This is a genomic window from Gemmatimonadaceae bacterium, assembly GCA_019637445.1.
GTDB lineage: Bacteria > Gemmatimonadota > Gemmatimonadetes > Gemmatimonadales > Gemmatimonadaceae > Pseudogemmatithrix.
Window position 1 is genome coordinate 1,563,932 of the sequence record JAHBVS010000001.1, and the last position, 17,994, is coordinate 1,581,925.

The 17,994-nt window shown below is 67.1% G+C and carries 17 protein-coding genes; 4 read left to right on the plus strand and 13 right to left on the minus strand.

Annotation, left to right across the window (positions count from 1 at the left end; all coding sequences use genetic code 11):
• The first annotated feature begins 4 nt into the window (after nucleotides 1-4).
• The 3 genes from polA to KF709_07090 all read left to right on the plus strand — a co-directional run bounded on the left by polA (nucleotide 5) and on the right by KF709_07090 (nucleotide 3,957).
• Nucleotides 5-2,965 carry a DNA polymerase I gene (gene polA, locus KF709_07080; protein ID MBX3174158.1) on the plus strand — a complete coding sequence of 987 codons (2,961 nt, stop codon included), beginning with the start codon at nucleotides 5-7 and terminating at the stop codon, nucleotides 2,963-2,965.
• A 261-nt stretch (nucleotides 2,966-3,226) separates the two neighbouring features.
• Nucleotides 3,227-3,616, plus strand: a complete 390-nt coding sequence (locus KF709_07085) for a prepilin-type N-terminal cleavage/methylation domain-containing protein (GenBank protein MBX3174159.1) — start codon at nucleotides 3,227-3,229, stop codon at nucleotides 3,614-3,616.
• Between the two features lie 8 nt (nucleotides 3,617-3,624).
• Nucleotides 3,625-3,957 (plus strand): hypothetical protein, encoded by a 333-nt coding sequence (locus KF709_07090; protein ID MBX3174160.1) that lies wholly within the window; start codon nucleotides 3,625-3,627, stop codon nucleotides 3,955-3,957.
• A gap of 19 nt (nucleotides 3,958-3,976) precedes the next feature.
• Here KF709_07090 and KF709_07095 read toward each other — a convergent pair whose 3' ends face one another.
• From KF709_07095 to mnmG, 12 genes are all read right to left on the minus strand, one after another.
• A complete protein-coding gene (locus tag KF709_07095) occupies nucleotides 3,977-4,879 on the minus strand; it encodes an ABC transporter permease (protein MBX3174161.1) in 903 nt (300 codons plus the stop codon).
• Entirely contained in the window at nucleotides 4,879-5,829 is a 951-nt protein-coding gene (locus KF709_07100; GenBank protein ID MBX3174162.1) for an ABC transporter permease, read from the minus strand. The genes KF709_07095 and KF709_07100 overlap by 1 nt, the downstream gene beginning before the upstream one ends.
• Nucleotides 5,830-5,831: 2 nt before the next feature.
• Nucleotides 5,832-7,286 (minus strand): ATP-binding cassette domain-containing protein, encoded by a 1,455-nt coding sequence (locus KF709_07105; protein MBX3174163.1) that lies wholly within the window; start codon nucleotides 7,284-7,286, stop codon nucleotides 5,832-5,834.
• Nucleotides 7,283-8,056 (minus strand): Nif3-like dinuclear metal center hexameric protein, encoded by a 774-nt coding sequence (locus KF709_07110; protein MBX3174164.1) that lies wholly within the window; start codon nucleotides 8,054-8,056, stop codon nucleotides 7,283-7,285. Before KF709_07110 ends, KF709_07105 begins: the two co-directional genes overlap by 4 nt.
• Nucleotides 8,057-8,076: 20 nt before the next feature.
• Complete coding sequence (locus KF709_07115) at nucleotides 8,077-9,099, minus strand: BMP family protein (protein ID MBX3174165.1); 1,023 nt, start codon at nucleotides 9,097-9,099, stop codon at nucleotides 8,077-8,079.
• A 106-nt stretch (nucleotides 9,100-9,205) separates the two neighbouring features.
• Nucleotides 9,206-9,646 carry a polymer-forming cytoskeletal protein gene (locus tag KF709_07120; protein ID MBX3174166.1) on the minus strand — a complete coding sequence of 147 codons (441 nt, stop codon included), beginning with the start codon at nucleotides 9,644-9,646 and terminating at the stop codon, nucleotides 9,206-9,208.
• Between the two features lie 37 nt (nucleotides 9,647-9,683).
• On the minus strand, nucleotides 9,684-10,139 hold the full coding sequence (locus KF709_07125) for a hypothetical protein (GenBank protein ID MBX3174167.1): 456 nt from the start codon (nucleotides 10,137-10,139) through the stop codon (nucleotides 9,684-9,686).
• On the minus strand, nucleotides 10,136-11,152 hold the full coding sequence (locus KF709_07130) for a ParB/RepB/Spo0J family partition protein (protein MBX3174168.1): 1,017 nt from the start codon (nucleotides 11,150-11,152) through the stop codon (nucleotides 10,136-10,138). The genes KF709_07125 and KF709_07130 overlap by 4 nt, the downstream gene beginning before the upstream one ends.
• 29 nt (nucleotides 11,153-11,181) lie before the next feature.
• The gene (locus tag KF709_07135; GenBank protein ID MBX3174169.1) at nucleotides 11,182-11,949 is read right to left on the minus strand and encodes a ParA family protein; all 768 of its coding nucleotides are present in this window, start codon (nucleotides 11,947-11,949) and stop codon (nucleotides 11,182-11,184) included.
• A gap of 129 nt (nucleotides 11,950-12,078) precedes the next feature.
• Nucleotides 12,079-12,798, minus strand: a complete 720-nt coding sequence (locus tag KF709_07140) for an SIMPL domain-containing protein (protein ID MBX3174170.1) — start codon at nucleotides 12,796-12,798, stop codon at nucleotides 12,079-12,081.
• Nucleotides 12,799-12,875: 77 nt separating this feature from the next.
• Nucleotides 12,876-14,885: a hypothetical protein gene (locus KF709_07145; GenBank protein ID MBX3174171.1), complete on the minus strand. Its 2,010-nt coding sequence runs from the start codon at nucleotides 14,883-14,885 to the stop codon at nucleotides 12,876-12,878.
• Nucleotides 14,870-16,777, minus strand: coding sequence for a tRNA uridine-5-carboxymethylaminomethyl(34) synthesis enzyme MnmG (mnmG, locus tag KF709_07150; GenBank protein MBX3174172.1), 1,908 nt, complete (start codon nucleotides 16,775-16,777; stop codon nucleotides 14,870-14,872). Before mnmG ends, KF709_07145 begins: the two co-directional genes overlap by 16 nt.
• 40 nt (nucleotides 16,778-16,817) lie before the next feature.
• On the opposite strand from mnmG, the gene KF709_07155 reads away from it, so the two are divergent.
• A complete protein-coding gene (locus KF709_07155; GenBank protein ID MBX3174173.1) occupies nucleotides 16,818-17,108 on the plus strand; it encodes a hypothetical protein in 291 nt (96 codons plus the stop codon).
• 12 nt (nucleotides 17,109-17,120) lie between these two features.
• Here the strand turns inward: KF709_07155 and KF709_07160 are convergent, their stop codons facing one another.
• Nucleotides 17,121-17,966 (minus strand): dienelactone hydrolase family protein, encoded by an 846-nt coding sequence (locus KF709_07160; GenBank protein MBX3174174.1) that lies wholly within the window; start codon nucleotides 17,964-17,966, stop codon nucleotides 17,121-17,123.
• Nucleotides 17,967-17,994 lie beyond the last annotated feature (28 nt).

A 17,994-nucleotide genomic window follows, 5' to 3' on the forward strand; every position in this document is an offset into this window, starting at 1 on the left:
GGCCATGAGTACGCCAGGGCGCCCACGACTCTATCTGATTGACGGCTACGCACTGATCTTCCGCGCCTTCCACGCCCTTGGTGGCGGCGCGCCGCTGCGCAATGCGCGCGGCGAGAACACCGGGATGATCAAGGGCGTCAGCGAGTTCATTCGCCGCCTCATCGAGAAGCACAAGCCCGAGTACCTCGGCTGGGTCAGTGACGCAGGTTCCTCGGGCCGAGAGGAGATGCTCGAGAGCTACAAGGCGAATCGCGTCGCGCTCCCCGACGAGGAGCAACAGGACTTCGACACCGGTGTGGAGCGCGTGCAGGAGCTGCTCGCGGCTTATCGCATCCCGACGCTTGAGCTCGAAGGCTTTGAGGCCGACGACGTCATTGCCACACTCGCACCGCAAGGGGTCGCGGCGGGACTCGAGGTCTGCGTGGTCTCCGGCGACAAGGACCTTCTGCAGATGGTGAAGCCGAGCGTGTGGGTGCTGAATCCCTGGCACGGTCCGCCAGGCCGCACGACCGAGAAATGGTACGGCGTCGAGAATGCACACGAGCGACTGGGTGTGCCGCCCGAGCGCGTGGTCGACTATCTCGCGCTCGTCGGCGACACGGCGGACAACGTGCCCGGCGTGAAGGGCATCGGCGACAAGGGCGCACTGGCCTTGATCGAGCGCTGGGGCACGGTCGAGGAGATGCTCGCGCATGTCGATGAGGTGGAGCCGACCCGCGCGCGGAACGCACTGCTCAAACACGCCGACGATGCGCGGCTCTCCAAGCAGCTCGTCACGCTGCAGGAGAACCTCGCGATTGCGCTCGATCTCGAACAACTGAAGCTCGACACGCCCGACTGGGCCACGCTGCGCGACTTGTTCATCGAGCTGGAGTTCAATACGCAGGCGCGCGCCGCCGCGGTGCAGGCGGAGGCGCAGGGCGCGCCACCGGCCGCCGCGACCGAACCATCCGATGCAGACGCGCATATGGTCAGCGCGCGCAAGGCGCGCGCGGCGGTACCCGGAACGCCTGAAGCCGTCGAGACCAACTACCGCGTGGCGGATTCGGTCGGGCTGGTGATGGAGATGATCGCCGAGGCGCGCGCGGCAGGGATGATCGCGGTGGACACCGAGACCGTGCTCGATGCCGGCGCGCCGCCGATCATCACGCCACTGCGCGCCAACCTGGTCGCCATCTCCGTAGGGACGGCGCCGGGGCGCGCCTGGTACCTGCCCTTCGCGCACCGTGAACCCGGCAGTGCGCAGGGCGGCCTAGCGCTCGGTGATTCACCGGCACCGCCCAAGCCGCGCGCGTCGAGCGCGCCCGCGTCCATCGCCGCACGACTGCTCGCCGAGGGACCGCATCCGGTGGTGAACCTGCCGGCGCTGCACAGCGACGAGATGGAGCCGCTGCGCGCGTTGCTCGAGGATCCGACGGTCCGCAAGACCGCGCACAACGCGAAGTACGACCTGCTCGTGCTGCGCCGCGCGGGCATCACGCTGCGCGGCCTCGACTTCGATTCGATGCTCGCCAGCTACGTGCTCGACCCCGGCCGCCGCTCGCACGCCATCGATGCGCTGGCCGTCGAGTTCCTCGGCGTCGCAATGACCGGATACGACGAGCTCTGCGGCAAGGGCAAGCAGGAGATCCCGTACGCCGAGGTGCCGATCACGGCGGCGCGCGACTACTCCTGCGCCGACAGCGATATCGCCCTGCGCCTGCGCGCCCTGCTTGAGCCGCGGCTCGCCCAGCAGAAGGTCGAGTCCCTGCTGCGTGAGATCGAGCTGCCGCTGGTCGCCGTGCTCGCCGAGATGGAATGGACGGGCGTCACCATCGACGTGCCGTGGTTCCACTCGCTCAAGTCGCGCTTCGAGGCGGCCCGCCTGGAGCTTGAGAAGCAGATCCACGCGGAAGCCGGCGAAGAGTTCAACATCAACAGCAATCCGCAGCTTCGCGTCATCCTGTTCGAGAAGCTCGGCCTGCCGATCAAGAAGAAGACCGCCACCGGCCCGAGCACCGATGCCAGCGTCCTGCAGGAACTCGCGGACGAGGGCCACTTGCTGCCGACGCTCCTGATGGAGTATCGCGAGCTCTCGAAGCTCGAGAACACCTATCTCGATACGCTGCCGGCGCTGGTAAACCCGCACACCGGTCGGCTGCACACCTCGTTCAACCAGACGGTGGCGAGCACTGGCCGGCTCTCGAGCAGCGACCCGAACCTCCAGAACATCCCCATCCGCCGTGAGCTCGGAAAGGACATCCGCCGCGGATTCATTCCGCGCGAGGGCTGGCGCTTCCTGGCCGCGGACTATTCGCAGATCGAGCTGCGTCTGCTCGCGCATCTCTCGGGCGACGATGCCTTCGTGCAGGCCTTCAAGGCCGGCGGCGACATTCACCGGCAGACGGCCAGCGTGATCTTCGGCGTCGCGCTCGAGGATGTCACGGGCGAGATGCGCGCGCGGGCGAAGACCATCAACTTCGCCACGATTTACGGGCAGGGCGCGTTCGCGCTGTCGCGACAACTCAAGATCGAACACGCCGAGGCGAAGGCGTTTATCGAGACGTACTTCGAACGCTTTGCCGGCGTGCGGCAATGGCTGGACGGCTCGGTCGCCGAGGCGCGCGAGCGCGGCTACGTGGAGACGCTGTTCCACCGGCGGCGCTACATCCCGGAGATTCACGACCGCAACTTCAACACGCGCGCCTTCGGCGAACGCCTGGCGCAGAACTCCCCGATCCAGGGATCCGCGGCGGACCTCATCAAGGTGGCGATGCTGAGGGTGCAGGCGCGCTTGGAGCGGGAGAAGCTCGACTCGCGAATGCTGCTGCAGGTCCACGACGAACTGGTGTTCGAGTTCCCCTCGCCCGAAGAGGCAGCGCTGCGCACGCTTGTCGAGCAGGAAATGACTGGCGCGGTCTCGCTGCACGTGCCGCTGGTGGTCGATATCGGCAGCGGCGTGAACTGGCTCGAAGCCAAGGCCTGAGCACAGGAAGGCCGCGGACGCCTGTCTTGCGTTTCGCGTCAGTTTGCGGCGGTTGTCTGCTTCTGTGTCTCGGCGCGCAAGGAGGGTCGCGTTTGCATAACGCGCGGCGGGGCAACAGTTTACGGGAGATGGCACGGCGGCGGCCCAGCGATTGCTTCTTACCAATCATTGGGTTGTGCAGTCCTCTGACAGACTGTCGCTGGAAGTGTGCGCCCCGTCACCATCCTTGCCGCATCGCCCCATCTCCCTAGAATGGAATCGATGACCCGCAGCGCGCGCCGTGGATTCACGCTGATCGAGTTGCTCATCGTGGTCGTGATCATCGGGATTTTGGCAGCCATCGCCATCCCGAAGTTCCAGAACACGAAGGGCAAGGCGAACGCCGCGGCATTGCGCTCGGATCTCCGCAGCCTGGCCACGGCGCAGGAAGCCTATTTCTTCGAACACTCGGTCTACGCCGACGATGTCTCGAAGCTCAAGATCCAGACGTCGCCCGGTGTGGTGCTCACGATTGTCGACGCGACAGGCATGGGCTGGGCAGCGCGCGTGACGCACCCGCAGTCGTATCCACTCACCTGCGCGATGTTTGCGGGCACCGTCGGTTCCCCGCCCATCCCCGCGACCGTCGACGGCCTGGTTGCCTGCCAGTGAGTGATGCAGTGGATCGGCGCTTTCCGCCGATCCCGCCACCCAAGGATGCCGCTGCGCTTCACGCCGAGTGGGAAGAGTTCGCGAAGCGCCGTGACGGCATGATCCACGCAATGGACGGCGGGCTATGGTTGCATCGCCATGTGTGGTTCGGCCGACCGATGGCACACCTGGTCTCGACCGACCGTGAGCGCCTGCTGCGCTGGGGTGACCGCGTCGGCCTGCCACGTGAGCGACTGCAGTTCCATCCGCTCAAGGATCCGCGCAGCACGCTGCGCTACGATGCCTGGCATTGGGATTTGGCGGGCCCCTACCTTCCCGCGCCCCGCCGCCCGTCGACGTAGGCGCGAGCCGCGCGAAGAACTAGCGCGCGAGATGCTCCGGTGCGCGGCTGCGGCCGCGCATCGCGGCCAACAGCACAAGGGTCAGCACGTACGGCAGCGCCAGGAAGATCTGGTACGGCAGCCCAAGGCCCAAGGACTGCGCGAGATACTGGAGGGCGAACGCCGCACCGAAGACAGCCGCAGCGGCGGCGGTGCCCCACACCGTCCAGCGTCCAAGCACGACGATGGCAATCGCGATGAATCCGCGGCCGGCACTCATGCCTTCCGTGAAGGCCCCGACCTGCGCGAGCACGAGCGTGGCGCCGCAGAGTCCTCCGAGCACGCCGCTCGCGGCGAGCGCTGCCCATCGGACTTTCCGCACGGACACGCCGGCTGACCGCGCCGCCTCTGGCGCTTCCCCGACGGCGCGCAGCGCCAGCCCGGCGTGACTGCGTGCCATCCAGAACGCAATGGTGGGAATGAGCAGATAGAGGGCGTACGTCGGCAGTGGTTGCCGGAACAACGCCGGGCCAACGAGCGGCAGCTGCGCCAGCGGACCCAGTGGCTGTGGTGCCAGCGTCGGCAGCGAGAGCCCTTCGCCGGCAATGCTGGGCCACATCCGATGCACCGTGCCGGTGACACCAAGCCCCAGCAAAGTGAACGCTGTTCCGGTGATGATCTGGTCGGTGCGCCAGTGCACGACGAACAGCGCGAACAGCAGTGCCATCGCGAGGCCCGCCGCGGCCGCGCCAACAAATCCAAGCGCAACTCCACCAGACGATGCTGCGACCGCTGCACCGAGGCAGCCCGCGATGATCGTGCCTTCGAGCCCGAGGTTGATGACGCCACTGCGTTCCGCCAAGAGCTCGCCAAGCGCCGCAAACGCAAGCGGCGTCGCGGTACGCACCGCGGCTTCGAGGAAGGGCGCGAGGACCGACTCCATTACGCGCCGTCCCCTTCCAAGCCTGGCATGAACTTGCCGCGCCGCCAACGATCCGCCGCCAACACCGCGAGCAGGACGACCGCAGTCACCACCTGGACGGCGACCAACGGAATGCCCGCTTCGCGCTGCATCGCGGCGCCGCCCGCCTCGAGTGCACCGAAGAAGAGCGCGCTTGCAACCACCCAGCGGGGGTCAAGACGCGCCAACAACGCGACCGCGATGGCCGTGTAGCCGTGCCCGGGTGAAATCCCTTCGTAGAGAGCCCAGGTCACTCCTGCGACCTGCGATGCGCCGGCGAGTCCCGCGAGTGCGCCACTGACCACGAAGGCCCGCGCCGCGAGGCGCTCGGCGTCCACTCCACCGGCGCTGGCCGCGGCGCTGGGACTTGCCCCGACCGCGCGCAGACGGAATCCGACCGCCGTGCGTGCCAGGACGAACCAGAGAGCAGCGGCGGCGAGGAGGGCGAGGACAAATCCGAAATGGAGGCGCTGCCCGGGAATCAGGAAGGGAAGGCGCGCAGCCTCGGCAAACGTGAGCGACTGCGGATACACACGCGTTGGCTCCTGCAAGGGTCCGCGAACCGCCCACGACAGCACCGCGGCAGCGACGAAGTTGAGCATGATGGTGCTGATGACCTCGAGCACCCCGAACCGACGCCGCAAAAGCGCGGCGATTGCAGCCCAGAACGCCCCGCCCAGCGCGCCCGCCGCCAGCAATGAAGGCAGCACCACCAACCTGCCCGCCGTACCGAGTGAGAGTGCGACGACACTCGCCGCCAGCGCACCGATCAGCAGCTGGCCCTCAGCTCCGATGTTCAACACGCCGGCGCGGAATGCCAACGCCACCGCAAGTCCCACGAAGAGCAGCGGCGTGGCGCGCACGAAGGTCGCCGACCAGAGCGCAAAGCTGGATCCAAAGGCACCGTCCCAGAAGGCCAGCAGGGCGTCCACGCCTAGCTCGCCCCCAATAGCGCGCGTGCGTACGGACGCCGGTCCGTCGGATCCGCGGGGGCTGCGACCTCTCGCACCGTTCCACCAAAGCATGCGACGACGCGCGTGGACAGCGCGAGCACTTCCTCAAGGTCAGCCGAGTGCAGGACCACGGCACTTCCTTCGGCCGCCGCGCTGCGTATCTCGGCGTGCACGCGCGCCGTTGCCCGGACATCCAGCCCGCGCGTCGGCTGTTCGGCGACGAGCGCCTGCGGCGCAAAACGACGCTCGCGCCCGACGACGAACCTCTGCTGGTTGCCTCCCGACAGCGTGGCGAGGCGGGCAGTCGGCCCTTCAGCGCGGACATCGAAGTCGTCGAGCAGCGCCTGCGTCTCGCGCCGCACTGCGGACCAATCGATTCGACCGCGTCGTTCAGCGGCTCCCGCGAGCGCGTGGTTCTCGGCCACACTCATCGTCGGAATGACGCCGTCGCGGAGTCTGTCTCCGGGAATGAATCCGACGCGTGCCGGGCGACGCACGCGGCCGGAGGACGCGGCGAGCCTGCCTGCCAGTAGCCGAAGCATCTCGGCCTGCCCGGATCCATCCACACCCAGTACGCCAAGGATTTCTCCGGCGCGAACTACCAAGTTGGTCGGAGCTAGCCTCTGGACTCCGCGCGCATCTCGGAACGAAGCGTCCTCCAGCGCAAATACCACGTCTGCGTTTCCGGGTGCAACGGATGTCACCGCACCCGCCTCGCGACGGTAATCGCCAACGACCGCCTCCACCAACTCCGCTTCACTGAGCTGGGCACAGCTGCCGCGAAGTACGCTTCGGCCACGCCGTAGCACGGTGACGTCGTCCGCGACCCCGAGCGCCTCGCGCAACCGGTGTGTGATCAAGACGACGCTGCCCCCGCGAGCTGCGAACCGACGCATCCAGCTGTACAGCTCCTCGCTCTCGGTCGGCGTAAGCACGGCCGTGGGTTCGTCAAGCACCAACACGCTTGGCTCTTCAGCCAAGGCGCGCACAAGCTCGGCCCGCTGCTGCGCGGAGACGGGAAGCTCGCGCACGAGAGCATCGGGGTTCACGTCGAGTCCCGTCTCCTCGGCAATGCGGAGCGCGCGCGCGCGGGCTTCGGTCCCGCTGAAACGGCCGTATCCGCCGAGCGCGACATTCTCCGCCACCGTGAAGGCGGGGACGAGGCTGAAATGCTGTTGGACCATCCCCAGCCCCGCGGCGCGGGCCTCTCGCGGCGAGGCAAATCGCTGCGTCCGACCATCCAACTCGACGACGCCGGCGTCGGCCTGCTCAAGGCCATAGGCGATGCGCATCAGCGTGGATTTCCCCGCGCCATTCTCCCCGAGCAGGGCGTGGATGCTGCCTGGCCGCACAACGATGGTTGCGCCGTCGAGGGCGATGGTCGCGCCGAAGCGCTTCTCGACCGCGCGCAGCGAGAGCGCGGTCGCGTCGCTCACAGTCCCGTCGGTGCGTGGAGGAAGGTCCATGGCAAGCCGAATCGCTCTTCAAGCAGAGCCGCCACGGCGCGCACACCGAGCGTCTCTGTCGCGTAGTGGCCGGCGTAGATGATCACCAGGCCGCGTTCGGGCGCGTCGACCGCGCTCCAGTGCGGACCCTCGCCGACGATCAGCGTGTCGACGCCCGTCTCATACGCCTCGCGAAGCGTCTCAACCTGCGCGCCCGAGCCAGAGCAAATCGCCCAGCGACGCGTGCGGTGGCCGGCAGGGATCGCCGAGGCGACGCAGTGGTGGCCGTGGGGGCGGGCCCACTCGGTCACCCGAGCGACCAGGCCAGTGGTGTCCTCGTCGCTCTCGCCACGCACGCCGCAGTGGATGTGCTGGTAGCGTGCGAAGGGCGCGCTGCGCACCAGCCCGAGCTCCCGCGCCAGCAGCGCGGAGTTACCAAGAGTCTCGTGCGCGTCGAGCGGCAGATGCGCCGAGTACACGGCGATGTCGTGCTCAAACAGGGCGCGCATCCGTTGCTCCGCAGGCCCCGTGACCGGGCGCAGTCCATTCCAGAACAGCCCGTGATGCACGAGCAGGAGGTTCGCGCCAGCCTCTGCGGCCATTGTGATGCTGCGCAGGGATGCGTCCACGGCTGCCGCGACCTTGCGCACGGGCCCGCAGTGTCCGACCTGCACGCCGTTCAGGGCGGGTGGGTAGTCCGGTGTGGACGCAACGCACAGCTCGGCGTCCAGGAACGCGGCGATGTCGGAAATGGTCGGCATGGTCGGCATTGGACGGTGCTTCACGGGGCGGACGCAAGCGACGGCCCCTGCCCTGCAGCGAACGCACTGCGAAGGCTGTCGATGGCGCGGCGCGCACCCTCGGGCACGGCATCAATCGCGGAGTTCGGCACCCACTGCACCACGCCGGATGCGGTCCGGAAGCGGATGACGCGCGGCTCGAAGGTGCCGGACTTTACGTCGCGGCCCACCAGGAGGAACGCCCGCGGGATGTCGATCACGACCGATCCGAGCGTGACGCTGGGGGCGATGTCGTTCTGATTGGCGTTCGAACCGATAATCCAGGCGCGCCCATTCTCCCGAACCGCCTGAAAGACCCCGAGTCCGGCGGCGTCGGCGTTTTGGAAGATGACGTCGGCCCGTCGCGCCAGCATGGCCAGCGCCTGTTCCTTGCCGGCGCCTGCGTCCTCCCAATTGCCGAGGTAGGCGGTCAACACGACGACGTCGGGATTCTGGGCCCGTGCACCGGCCGCAAACGCGTCGAAACTCTCTCTTACCGGCGGCAACTCGGTGCCACCGATGCTCGCAATCACGCCCGTGCGTGAGGCCGCCGCCGCGGCGACTCCCGCTAGATAGGACGGCTCGTCGAAGGCGAATGATATCGCCGCGATGTTGGGCCCGGTCCCAGAGCCCCCCGTTGTCACGAACGTTGTCGTTGGATACTCGGGGCCGACCCTTTGCGCGGCATCCTGAAATTCAAAGCCGTGTCCAAAGACCAAGTGAAAGCCGCTGGCTGCGTACTGCCGGAAGTTCTCTTCGAACTCTGCAGGAGTGCGGGTCTGCACGTGTGCGATGTCTGCCGAGAGCGAGTCGCGAATCGCGGTCAGACCTTCATAGGCGGCCGCGTTCCAGGACTGATCCGAGATGGGCCCGGGGGTTAGCAGTGCGACCCGAAAGTCTTGTGGGTCTTGGACTTTCGCGTCCTTGGAGCCGCATGCTGAGAGGGCCCACAGCGTGCTGTGGAAAAATATGACGGCTCGGGCGAAGCTGCGAGTGAGACTCACTTGTAAATCACTGTTTTCTATACTCTTACACTCAGTTTGTAAACAGATGAGTAATCCCCACAATTTCTGTGGAAATTTGGCGATTCCGTCTCTTCAACTGGCGAGGTACTGGAGCGATTGTGGCGCGTTATCGCGCCGACCGGCTTTCGCGGTGGTCCGGGCCCTCGCGACCGTCGCCGGCGCGCCCGACCAAGGCCAGCTCGGTCATTCGCACGCCGCCGTTGATGCGGGCGCCTTCCATCACCACGATCGACTTGGTGGCGATGTCTCCATTGATCACCGCGGTGGTCTGTAACTCGAGGCGATCTGTGGCAGAGACGTTTCCATCGATCACGCCGCCAACGACGACTTCGTCGGCCGTGACGTCGCCGCGAATGGAGCCTTCGCGCGCCAGCATCACCTGGCGGGCCTTCAGTACCGCCCCGTCGATCTGACCTTCGACCTTGAGCGCACCGGGGCAGCTGATGTCACCGGCGATGACCGTACCGGCGGCGACGATGGTCAGCGTGGTCTCGCCGGCGGCGGTCTTGCCGCTGCGTCGCGCGTCCGAGGATTCCTTGTTGAACATGGCGGGTCGGGTGGTTGGAGAAACGATGGGAGTCGCGTCAGCGGCCACCGATGCCAGCGGGCGGCCGTGCCGTCGTGCCAGACGAATCGCGACCTGCGGCGGCCTGCTGTGACGTGGCTGCCCCAAGCATGCGCTGCACCTGTTCGTATCGCGCCTGCAACTGTGTCAGTGTTGCCGAGAGTGAGTCGAGTCGCAAGGCGTCGGCCTCGAGCGTCGTCACGCGCTGCTGGAGCAACGGAACGCGGGCGGCCTGGGACGCCATCCATCCCCAGGTCAGTAGCGCCACCAAGTACAGCAGCAACGCCGGTCGCGACATTGCGACACCCAGTGTGCGCACTTGCCAAGGCCTCAGTACATAGTGCCGGTGCGCCAGCCCGACCTCGCGATGCACGTGTACGTACATCGCGCCGCCGTCCGCATCGAAGATGCGACCGTGGGCGTGGCGCGCGCCGGTGGCGCGCACCTCGCGCGGCGTTGGGTTGGCGTTTCTCACGCCTCGGACTCCGGGCCTAGGACAAGTTCGAGCAGGCGTTCAAAATCCTCGACGCTATAGAAGGGGATTCGCAACTCACCCTTGTCTGTCTTGCCTGCCTGCACGATGCGCGCGTCAGTTCCGAGTCGCTGGCGGAGCCTTTCCTCGAGACGGCGCAGCTCAGCGCTGCGGGCATCGGCCGGTGGCGGGCTGCCGCTGCGCTTTCTCGACTTGCCATCCTCGCGCACCCGCCGCTCGACGTCGCGCACGGACAGCCCTTCGGCAATTGTCTCGCGCGCAAGATCAGCAATGCGCGAAGGGTCACCCAGGCCAAGCAGGGCGCGCGCGTGCCCGACTGTCAGCGCCCCATCCCACACCAGTCGCCGTACCGAGGCGGGAAGCGCCAGCAGCCGGAGTGTGTTGGCGACCGTCGAGCGATCCTTGCCCACGACATCCGCGACTTCTTGCTGCGTGAGCGAGAAGTCGCGGATCAGCAGTTCGTATCCCTCGGCTTCTTCGATGGGATTCAGATCGGCGCGCTGTAGGTTCTCGACCATCGCCAGCGACAACAGCAACTTGTCGTCGACATCGCGGATGACCGCAGGGATCTCGGTCCAACCGAGCCGCTGGGCGGCGCGAAACCGCCGCTCACCCGCTATGAGCTCGTATCCGTCACCCTTTGGCGCCGGGCGCACCGTGATGGGCTGAAGCAGGCCGGACACGCGGAGAGAGGACTCGAGGTCTGCGAGCTCCTCTTCGCGAAACTCCTTGCGAGGCTGCAGTGGGTTCGGCCTGATTTGCGCGACACGTAGCGCTCGGTACGGGGACGACGATTCCGACTCCAAGCCGGCAGCGGCTGAGGAGCCAGGGCGCGATGTTGAGTCGGCGGCCGCGTTTCTGGTGGGCGCCTTGGCAATTAGCGCCTCTAGACCACGGCCCAACCTGCGTCCCTTTTCTGTGTTCATAAATTCTTCTACCACGGAATTATTGTAACTCGTTGACGGGCAACATCTTACCGCTACACAACCGACCACAATCTCATAAGTTGTTGCGGTGCAACAACTTAGCGAAACTTGTCAAGAAGCTCCTTCGCGACTCCCATATACGCCTGCGCGCCAACGGACGCGACGTCGTACAAGATGATGGGTTTCCCGAACGACGGCGCCTCAGCAAGTCTGACGTTTCTTGGGATGACAGACTCGAAGACCTTCGATCCGAAGTACTCTCTCGCGTCTGCCGCGACTTGGCGCGAGAGGTTCAGGCGTGCATCAAACATCGTGAGTAGCACGCCATCGATGCCGAGTGACGGATTCACACCCTGTTGTACGAGATGTACGGTATTGAGAAGCTGGGACAGCCCCTCAAGCGCGTAGTATTCGCACTGAAGGGGAATCAGCAGCGCATCCGCAGCGGCCAGCATGTTGATCGTGATGAGACCGAGCGATGGAGGGCAGTCAATCAGAATGAAGTCGTACTGATCCTTGACTGACTCGAGAGCGCGTCGCATTGCGAGCTCGCGCTCGTCCTGGTCCACGAGCTCGATCTCGGCTCCGGCAAGATCTGGAGTCGCAGGAAGCACGTCGAGGTGCTTGAACTGCACGTGGCGGTGGATTGCCGCCCCCGTGCTGCCAGCACCGAGGAGTGCGTCATAGACCGTCTCCTTGATGTCCTCGCGTGCGATGCCGATGCCGCTCGACGCGTTTCCTTGCGGATCGCCGTCCACCAGCAGCGTGCGCTGCTCTGCGGCGGCCAGCGATGCCGCCAGGTTCACGGCGGTTGTTGTCTTTCCAACGCCACCCTTCTGGTTGGCGATTGCGATGATTCTGGCCACGTGCCTGGATGAGATTCGGGGGTGAGCCGGCGAATATACCGACTCACCCCCTCTCATACCAGCGCGACTGTTTCACGTGGAACCGCAGGCGTTGCTGGCCCTGCACGTTTCACGTGAAACGTGCGCCACCTACGGTCGCGGGACGATTGCCAATCGCATCGTGACATCCACTCGCACGGTGATGAGGCCGGCGCTCACAGGCGTGGCCTCACTTCGATCCGCTCCTACCATCGCCATCGGCGCCGCCCGAAACATCGGCTGACCCTCGAACGAGGACGTCGTCAGCTCCAGTGTGCCTCCCAACTGGACCGCGGCCGCCAGAGCCATAACCTCGGCGTCCGCCCGTGCGCGCCGGACCGCCGCGGCGAGTGCCACGCGGCGCGCGGAATCCGGATTCGCGAGAAAGAAGCTTGGCCCCTCGACACGCGTCGCGCCCGCGGCAATCGCCGCATCAAACGCACTGCTGAGGCGCGCGAGGTCGCGGACCTCGACCGAAATCGAATTCCGGCCCTGATAGCCCGTGACGGTAGGGCGTCCCCCCTCCCTGGGATACTGGTACTCAGGGGACACCACCAACCCCTGTGTTCGGATCTGCTCAGCAGCAATTCCGGCACGTCGTAGCGCAGCGAGTACATCCGTCGCGATCTTCGCGTTGTCTCCCGTGGCAAGCTGTGGCGTCCGGCCACGCGTCTCGATGCTGACGAGCAGTCGTGCCCGATCAGGCGCCACCTCAACCTCGTCCGTCGCCGTCACGACAATCTGAGGCGGCTGCACGCCTCCCGCCTGGGCCGATACCACCGGCGCCGCCGCGATGAGTCCGAGCAACAGACGGAAAAAAGCTCTCCGCATCCATTCTCCATTAAGTGTCAACTTGCAACTAAATACTGACCACCGCTGGCGACGACGGCCGTCGGGGACACCCGCTATCAGGGCGCGCCGGATGTCGAGTCTACACTAATGCGCGTCCAGACCAGCGGCGCGTCAAACGCCGGGCCCGCCCGGCGCACCCGATACACCGGACGACCAGGAAACGCCCGCGAGGCCTCTGCCTCGCGCCCCGGCATCCAGCGAAGGTAGACGTTGCCGTCACCCGAGACGCGCCACGGCGCGTACAGCGTGTAGCCGCCAACGTCCTCGGCGATCTCCCGCTCGCAGGAGGGTGGATACCTTAGGCGAGCATCCACTCGCTCTGTGTGATCCGGCGAGCGACCACTTAGCTCGACGAAGGCCGAGTCGGCCACCAGCGGCAGCAACTGCGACTCGAGCGCCGCGCCCTGCAAGTCTTGCGACAAACCGTAATCAAGGGCCAACGACAGCCGGCAGGTATCGACGCGTCGGTACAGACGCTCCACTGAGGGCCGCGGGACACCCGCCGCCCAGAGCTGCACCACAATGCGCGCGCCCCAGCTCTCCTGCACCAGCACCAGCGCGTCACGCACGCCTGCGCGCGCTGAGGCCTCGTCGGGATCGAGCCGCATCGAGTACATATGGTTCGAGTAGGCCGGGAGACGGACGGCGACGATCGAGAGCGCGGACAACGCCAGGGTTGCGCCAAGGAACACGACCACGCCCCGCCTTGCGTGCCGGCGCTGTGCCGTTCGGCGCAGCAGCTCACGAAGCCCTCGCGAACTCCACAGGATCAAGGCCGGGTAGGCCGCGAAGAGGAACCGCGGTCCGAGATAGTATCCGTCGTGCCAGTACGCCCAGTACCCGAGCGCGAGCAGCCCAACCGAGGACAGGAGATAGCGATCCGCGGCGCGCGGCGGCGCCGCGAACCAGAGGCCGAGGACGGCGAAAAGGGTCGAGGGAAACGGCGACTCAAACAGGTAGGTGCCGAGCTGCGTGACGTAGAGCGCGAGCAGCTCAACGCCGCGCGCGGGAGTGTGTGCGTCGCCCCAAGGCGCCTCGTGGAACCCGATGGCGTGGCCAGTGCCCCAGAGGAGGTCATAGCCAAACTGCAGCGGGTGGCCCGTGGTCTGCACGTTGACCCAGAACATCAGCGCCATCGGGAGTGCGACGCCAACGCCCGAGAGGAGCCAGCCTGCAAACTCCTGCCTGCCGGCCCGCGCGCGCCACGCCAGCCAGGCGCCTGCAGGCAGCGCGAACGCGCCCGCATCCAGCGGCCGGATCGTGGCCGCGACACCCAGCGCCAAGCCCGTCGCCAAGCCCCACCACGGGCTCGCGCCCGGGCGCGTCGCCTGCGCCAAGGCCACCGCGGCCGCCAGGAGCCAAACCAGCGAGGTGGCGTGGTTCATGTGCGAGCCGAACATGAACGCCCCGAACGGTGCCGTCGCGAACAACACGAGACTCCAGCGGCGAAATCTCTGCGATGCATCCGGTTCGACGGCCAGGAGCAGCGCGTGGAACAGCAGCACACACAGGGCGCCGGCGACGGGACCGACGATCCACTCGGCGCCGAGCCACACACCCGGCACCAACATCGCTGGCCCGCCAGGTGGATACTGCCCGTAGGATTTGGCCCCGACGTCGACCCAGTGGAAAATCGAGTAGAACTCGCGCGGTTCTCGGACTGGCTGGAACAGGTGTCCGGCCGCGTAATCCCGGGCCTGCAGCACGTGCACGATCTCGTCGATCAAGAGCGGTCGTCCGTCAAACACGACCAGGGCGATACCGGCGTAGAGAACCAGTGCAGCCCCGGCCAGGATTGCCGCGAACCGCCAGTCGCGCGCGTTGTCTCCAGACGGCGCGACCCCGGACAGCTCCGGCGGACTGGCCTCTGCAACCGGAGCCCCGGCCTCTCGACGGGCGGACAGATACCACCCGAGGGCGCCCAAGCCGGCACAAAGGCCAAAGCCAGATCCCCAGTCCAACCACCGGGCGAAGAACTCCGGGTCACGCTCGCCGCCGGGAATCCACTCGGCCAGCGGCAGCACGCCGAGCAGGACAAAGAGCGCCGCGACTAGTCTCGAGACCACTGGCCCAGCTCGAACACGAGATTCTGGAGGTCGGCCGGGCTCACGCCAGGGATGCTGGCCGCCTCGGCGAGCGTTGCGGGCCGGCGCAGCGCGAGCTTCTGCCGCGCCTCGACGCTGACGGAGCGCAGCCGCTCGTACGGCGCGTCCGCGGGAAGCCGGTGCGCGCCCATCCGCTGCAGGCGTTCGGCGGCCACGCGCTCGCGCCGGAAGTAGCCCGCGTACTTGATCTCGAGGTCGGCGCTGAGCACGGCTTCGGGGCTAAGGCTGCCGCCCACGCCCGCAGCAGCGAATAAGTCGCGCATCGAGACTTTTTGCCGTCGGGCCACCTCGATGATCGGCACAGCGTGCGCGAGGGCCCGCTCCCCCGCGACCAGCAGCGCGTCGGCGGCCTGGTCGGGGGTGATGCTGGTAGACTCCGCGAGCGCGCGCGCCCGTGCCTCGTCTCCAAGGCGTCGCTCGATGACTCGACGCTCGGGCCCATCGAACAGGTCCAGGTCGAGGGCGGTCGGTGCGAGCCGCTGGACGGCATTGTCCTGCCGCACCGTGAGCCGGAACTCGGAACGCGACGTGAACAGCCGATATGGCTCGTCGACTCCCCGCGTCACCAGATCATCCACGAGCACGCCGATGTAGGACGTCTCGCGACCGAACACCACAGGGTCCGCGTCTAGCGCGTAGGCGCCGGCGTTCAGTCCGGCGACGACCCCTTGCCCGCCCGCCTCCTCGTAGCCGGTGGTTCCATTGATCTGGCCCGCGAGGAACAGGCCCGGCACCGTGCGAACCGCGAGGCGGCGATCCAACTGCGTGGGTGGGACGAAGTCGTACTCAATGGCGTAGCCCGCCCGGGTCATCTCGACCGCCTCGAGGCCAGGCACTCGCCGCAGCATCGCCAACTGGGCGTCGACCGGCAGCGACGTCGAGAGCCCGTTCACATAGAGCTCCGGGGTGTCGAGTCCCTCGGGCTCCAGGAACACTTGGTGCCGCTCGGCGTCCGGGAAGCGCACGATCTTGTCTTCGATGCTGGGGCAGTAGCGAGGCCCGCGTGTGCCGATGGCACCGCCATACATCGCGGAGTCCTCGAGGCGCTCACGCACCACGGCCTTGGCGGCCTCCTCCGCGTAGGTAATCCAACAGGGAAGCTGCGCCGGATGGCGTGTGTGCGACCCGTCGCGCCGCGGGCGGTCCCAGCGTGCCGACCAGGAGAAGTCGAACAGCTCGACTTCACTGTCCTGCCGTTCGAGCTGCGCGTAGTCCACGCTGCGACCGTCGATGCGTGGGGGAGTCCCCGTCTTGAAGCGTGCGGTCTCGACGCCCAGCTCCGCGAACTGCTCCGCCAGTACCGTGGTTGCCGCCTCGCCCGCGCGGCCGCCGCTGACGGCGTGGGTCGTCCCGATATGGATGCGCCCGCGCAAAAAGGTGCCGGTGGTGATCACAACCGCGCGCGCGGAGATGCGCGTACCCTCGGTAGTCTCGACACCCGCCATCTCGCCGCCTGCGCCAAGAAGCAGTCGCGCCGCGCTCCCCTGCACGAGGCGGAGCCGCGGCACCTGCTCCAGCAACCGTCGCATTGCGCGGCGATACAGGCCGCGGTCGGCCTGCGATCGCGGTGCCCACACGGCCGGCCCCTTTCCGCGGTTCAGCATCCGGAACTGAATGGTGGCCAGGTCGGTGGCCTGCGCCATCACGCCGCCGAGCGCATCGATCTCGCGGATGACCGTGCCCTTGGCAATGCCGCCCATGGCCGGATTGCAGCTCAGCTGACCGATGGTCTCGAGCGACGTGGTCAGGAGCACGACGCGTGCCCCGCGGCGCGCCGCGGCCGTGGCCGCCTCGCATCCCGCGTGGCCACCGCCGATGACGATGACGTCTGTGTCGTGCGCCTGCGAAGGCATCCGCCTAATCTACTGGGACGCCAATCACCGGAGTCCCTGGATGCCGCTCGCCCTCGTTGCCGACGCCCCGACGCTGTTCATCCGCAAGGAGGCGTTCGAACGCGCCCAGCTCACGCGCGCGGCGATCGACCAATGGTTGAACCTCACCGACGAGGAGTTTCGCGTGGAGGGTGTGCTACTGGCGATCGGTCCGATCTACGACGCGGACGCACTTCAGGCCCTCGTCAACGCGCTGGAAGACAAGGGCCTGGAGTACTTCGATGACTTCTTCGAGCTGCCCGGCAACTGGCCCGCGTGGCTGCATCTCCACGCGATGGGTGCGCGCGGCTAGTTCGCGTCCGCGCTAGTTCAGGTACTTCCGGAACCAACCGATCGTCTCGGGCCAGGCCTTCCGCGCAGCATCCGCGTTCGCCGCCTGCTCCTGCGCTCGAAGGAAGCCGTGCCCGGCGCCGGCGTACACGTGCTGGGCGAATGTGCCGCCCGTCGCGCGCAGCGTGGAATCAGCACGCGCAATCGTGGCATTCACGCGCTGGTCGTTCTCGCCATAAAGCCCGAGCACGGGTACGCGCACCTTGGCAAGGTCCGCAGCGTCCGGTGAGGAGCCGTAATACACGACGGCGGCCTTGAGTCCCGGCGCATCGAAGACCGCGTGATTGAACGAAGCGCTGCCGCCCCAGCAGTAGCCGACCACGCCGTAGGCCTTCTTCGCCGCGGGAAGACTCATCCCGTAGGCCGCCACTGCCGCCACCATCGCGTTCATCTTTTCAGGCGTGACGTTGCGGATCATCGTGCGCGCCTGGTCCCATGGCAGCGAGTCCGTGGTGGCGCCGCCTCGTTCCGCCGACAGCAGGTCCGGCGCGACAGCGATGTAGCCATCGGCGGCGAGCTGGTCGGCGACGCCACGCACCCAGCCCGAGAGGCCGAATATCTCGTGAATCACCACGACGACCGGTGCGTTGTCCCGACGCTCGGGATAGACCACCCACGTGGCGATGGAATCTGCGGCTCCGGCGGAGGTGGGAACCATCGCCCACTCCGCGTGCCGCGGGCTGCTCTGCAGGCGCTCGGCCACGGTGGCGGCGCCAGCGGGGACGCCGCTGCCTTGCTGGCCGGCGGTCGCGCTCTGCACGACGCAAGCAGTGGTAGCGATCAACAGCGGGAACAGGACGGTGGCGGTGTCACGGCGCATCGCAGCAGCTCCTGGGAGTCGGGAACGA

Excerpts from the sequence above, each read along its gene's own strand:
- polA (MBX3174158.1), top strand. The coding sequence starts at position 5 with ATGAGTACGCCAGGGCGCCCACGACTCTATCTGATTGACGGCTACGCA.
- KF709_07085 (MBX3174159.1), top strand. The coding sequence starts at position 3,227 with ATGACCCGCAGCGCGCGCCGTGGATTCACGCTGATCGAGTTGCTCATC.
- KF709_07095 (MBX3174161.1), bottom strand. The coding sequence starts at position 4,879 with ATGGAGTCGGTCCTCGCGCCCTTCCTCGAAGCCGCGGTGCGTACCGCG.
- KF709_07110 (MBX3174164.1), bottom strand. The coding sequence starts at position 8,056 with ATGCCGACCATTTCCGACATCGCCGCGTTCCTGGACGCCGAGCTGTGC.
- KF709_07120 (MBX3174166.1), bottom strand. The coding sequence starts at position 9,646 with ATGTTCAACAAGGAATCCTCGGACGCGCGACGCAGCGGCAAGACCGCC.
- KF709_07140 (MBX3174170.1), bottom strand. The coding sequence starts at position 12,798 with ATGCGGAGAGCTTTTTTCCGTCTGTTGCTCGGACTCATCGCGGCGGCG.
- mnmG (MBX3174172.1), bottom strand. The coding sequence starts at position 16,777 with ATGCCTTCGCAGGCGCACGACACAGACGTCATCGTCATCGGCGGTGGC.
- KF709_07155 (MBX3174173.1), top strand. The coding sequence starts at position 16,818 with ATGCCGCTCGCCCTCGTTGCCGACGCCCCGACGCTGTTCATCCGCAAG.
- KF709_07160 (MBX3174174.1), bottom strand. The coding sequence starts at position 17,966 with ATGCGCCGTGACACCGCCACCGTCCTGTTCCCGCTGTTGATCGCTACC.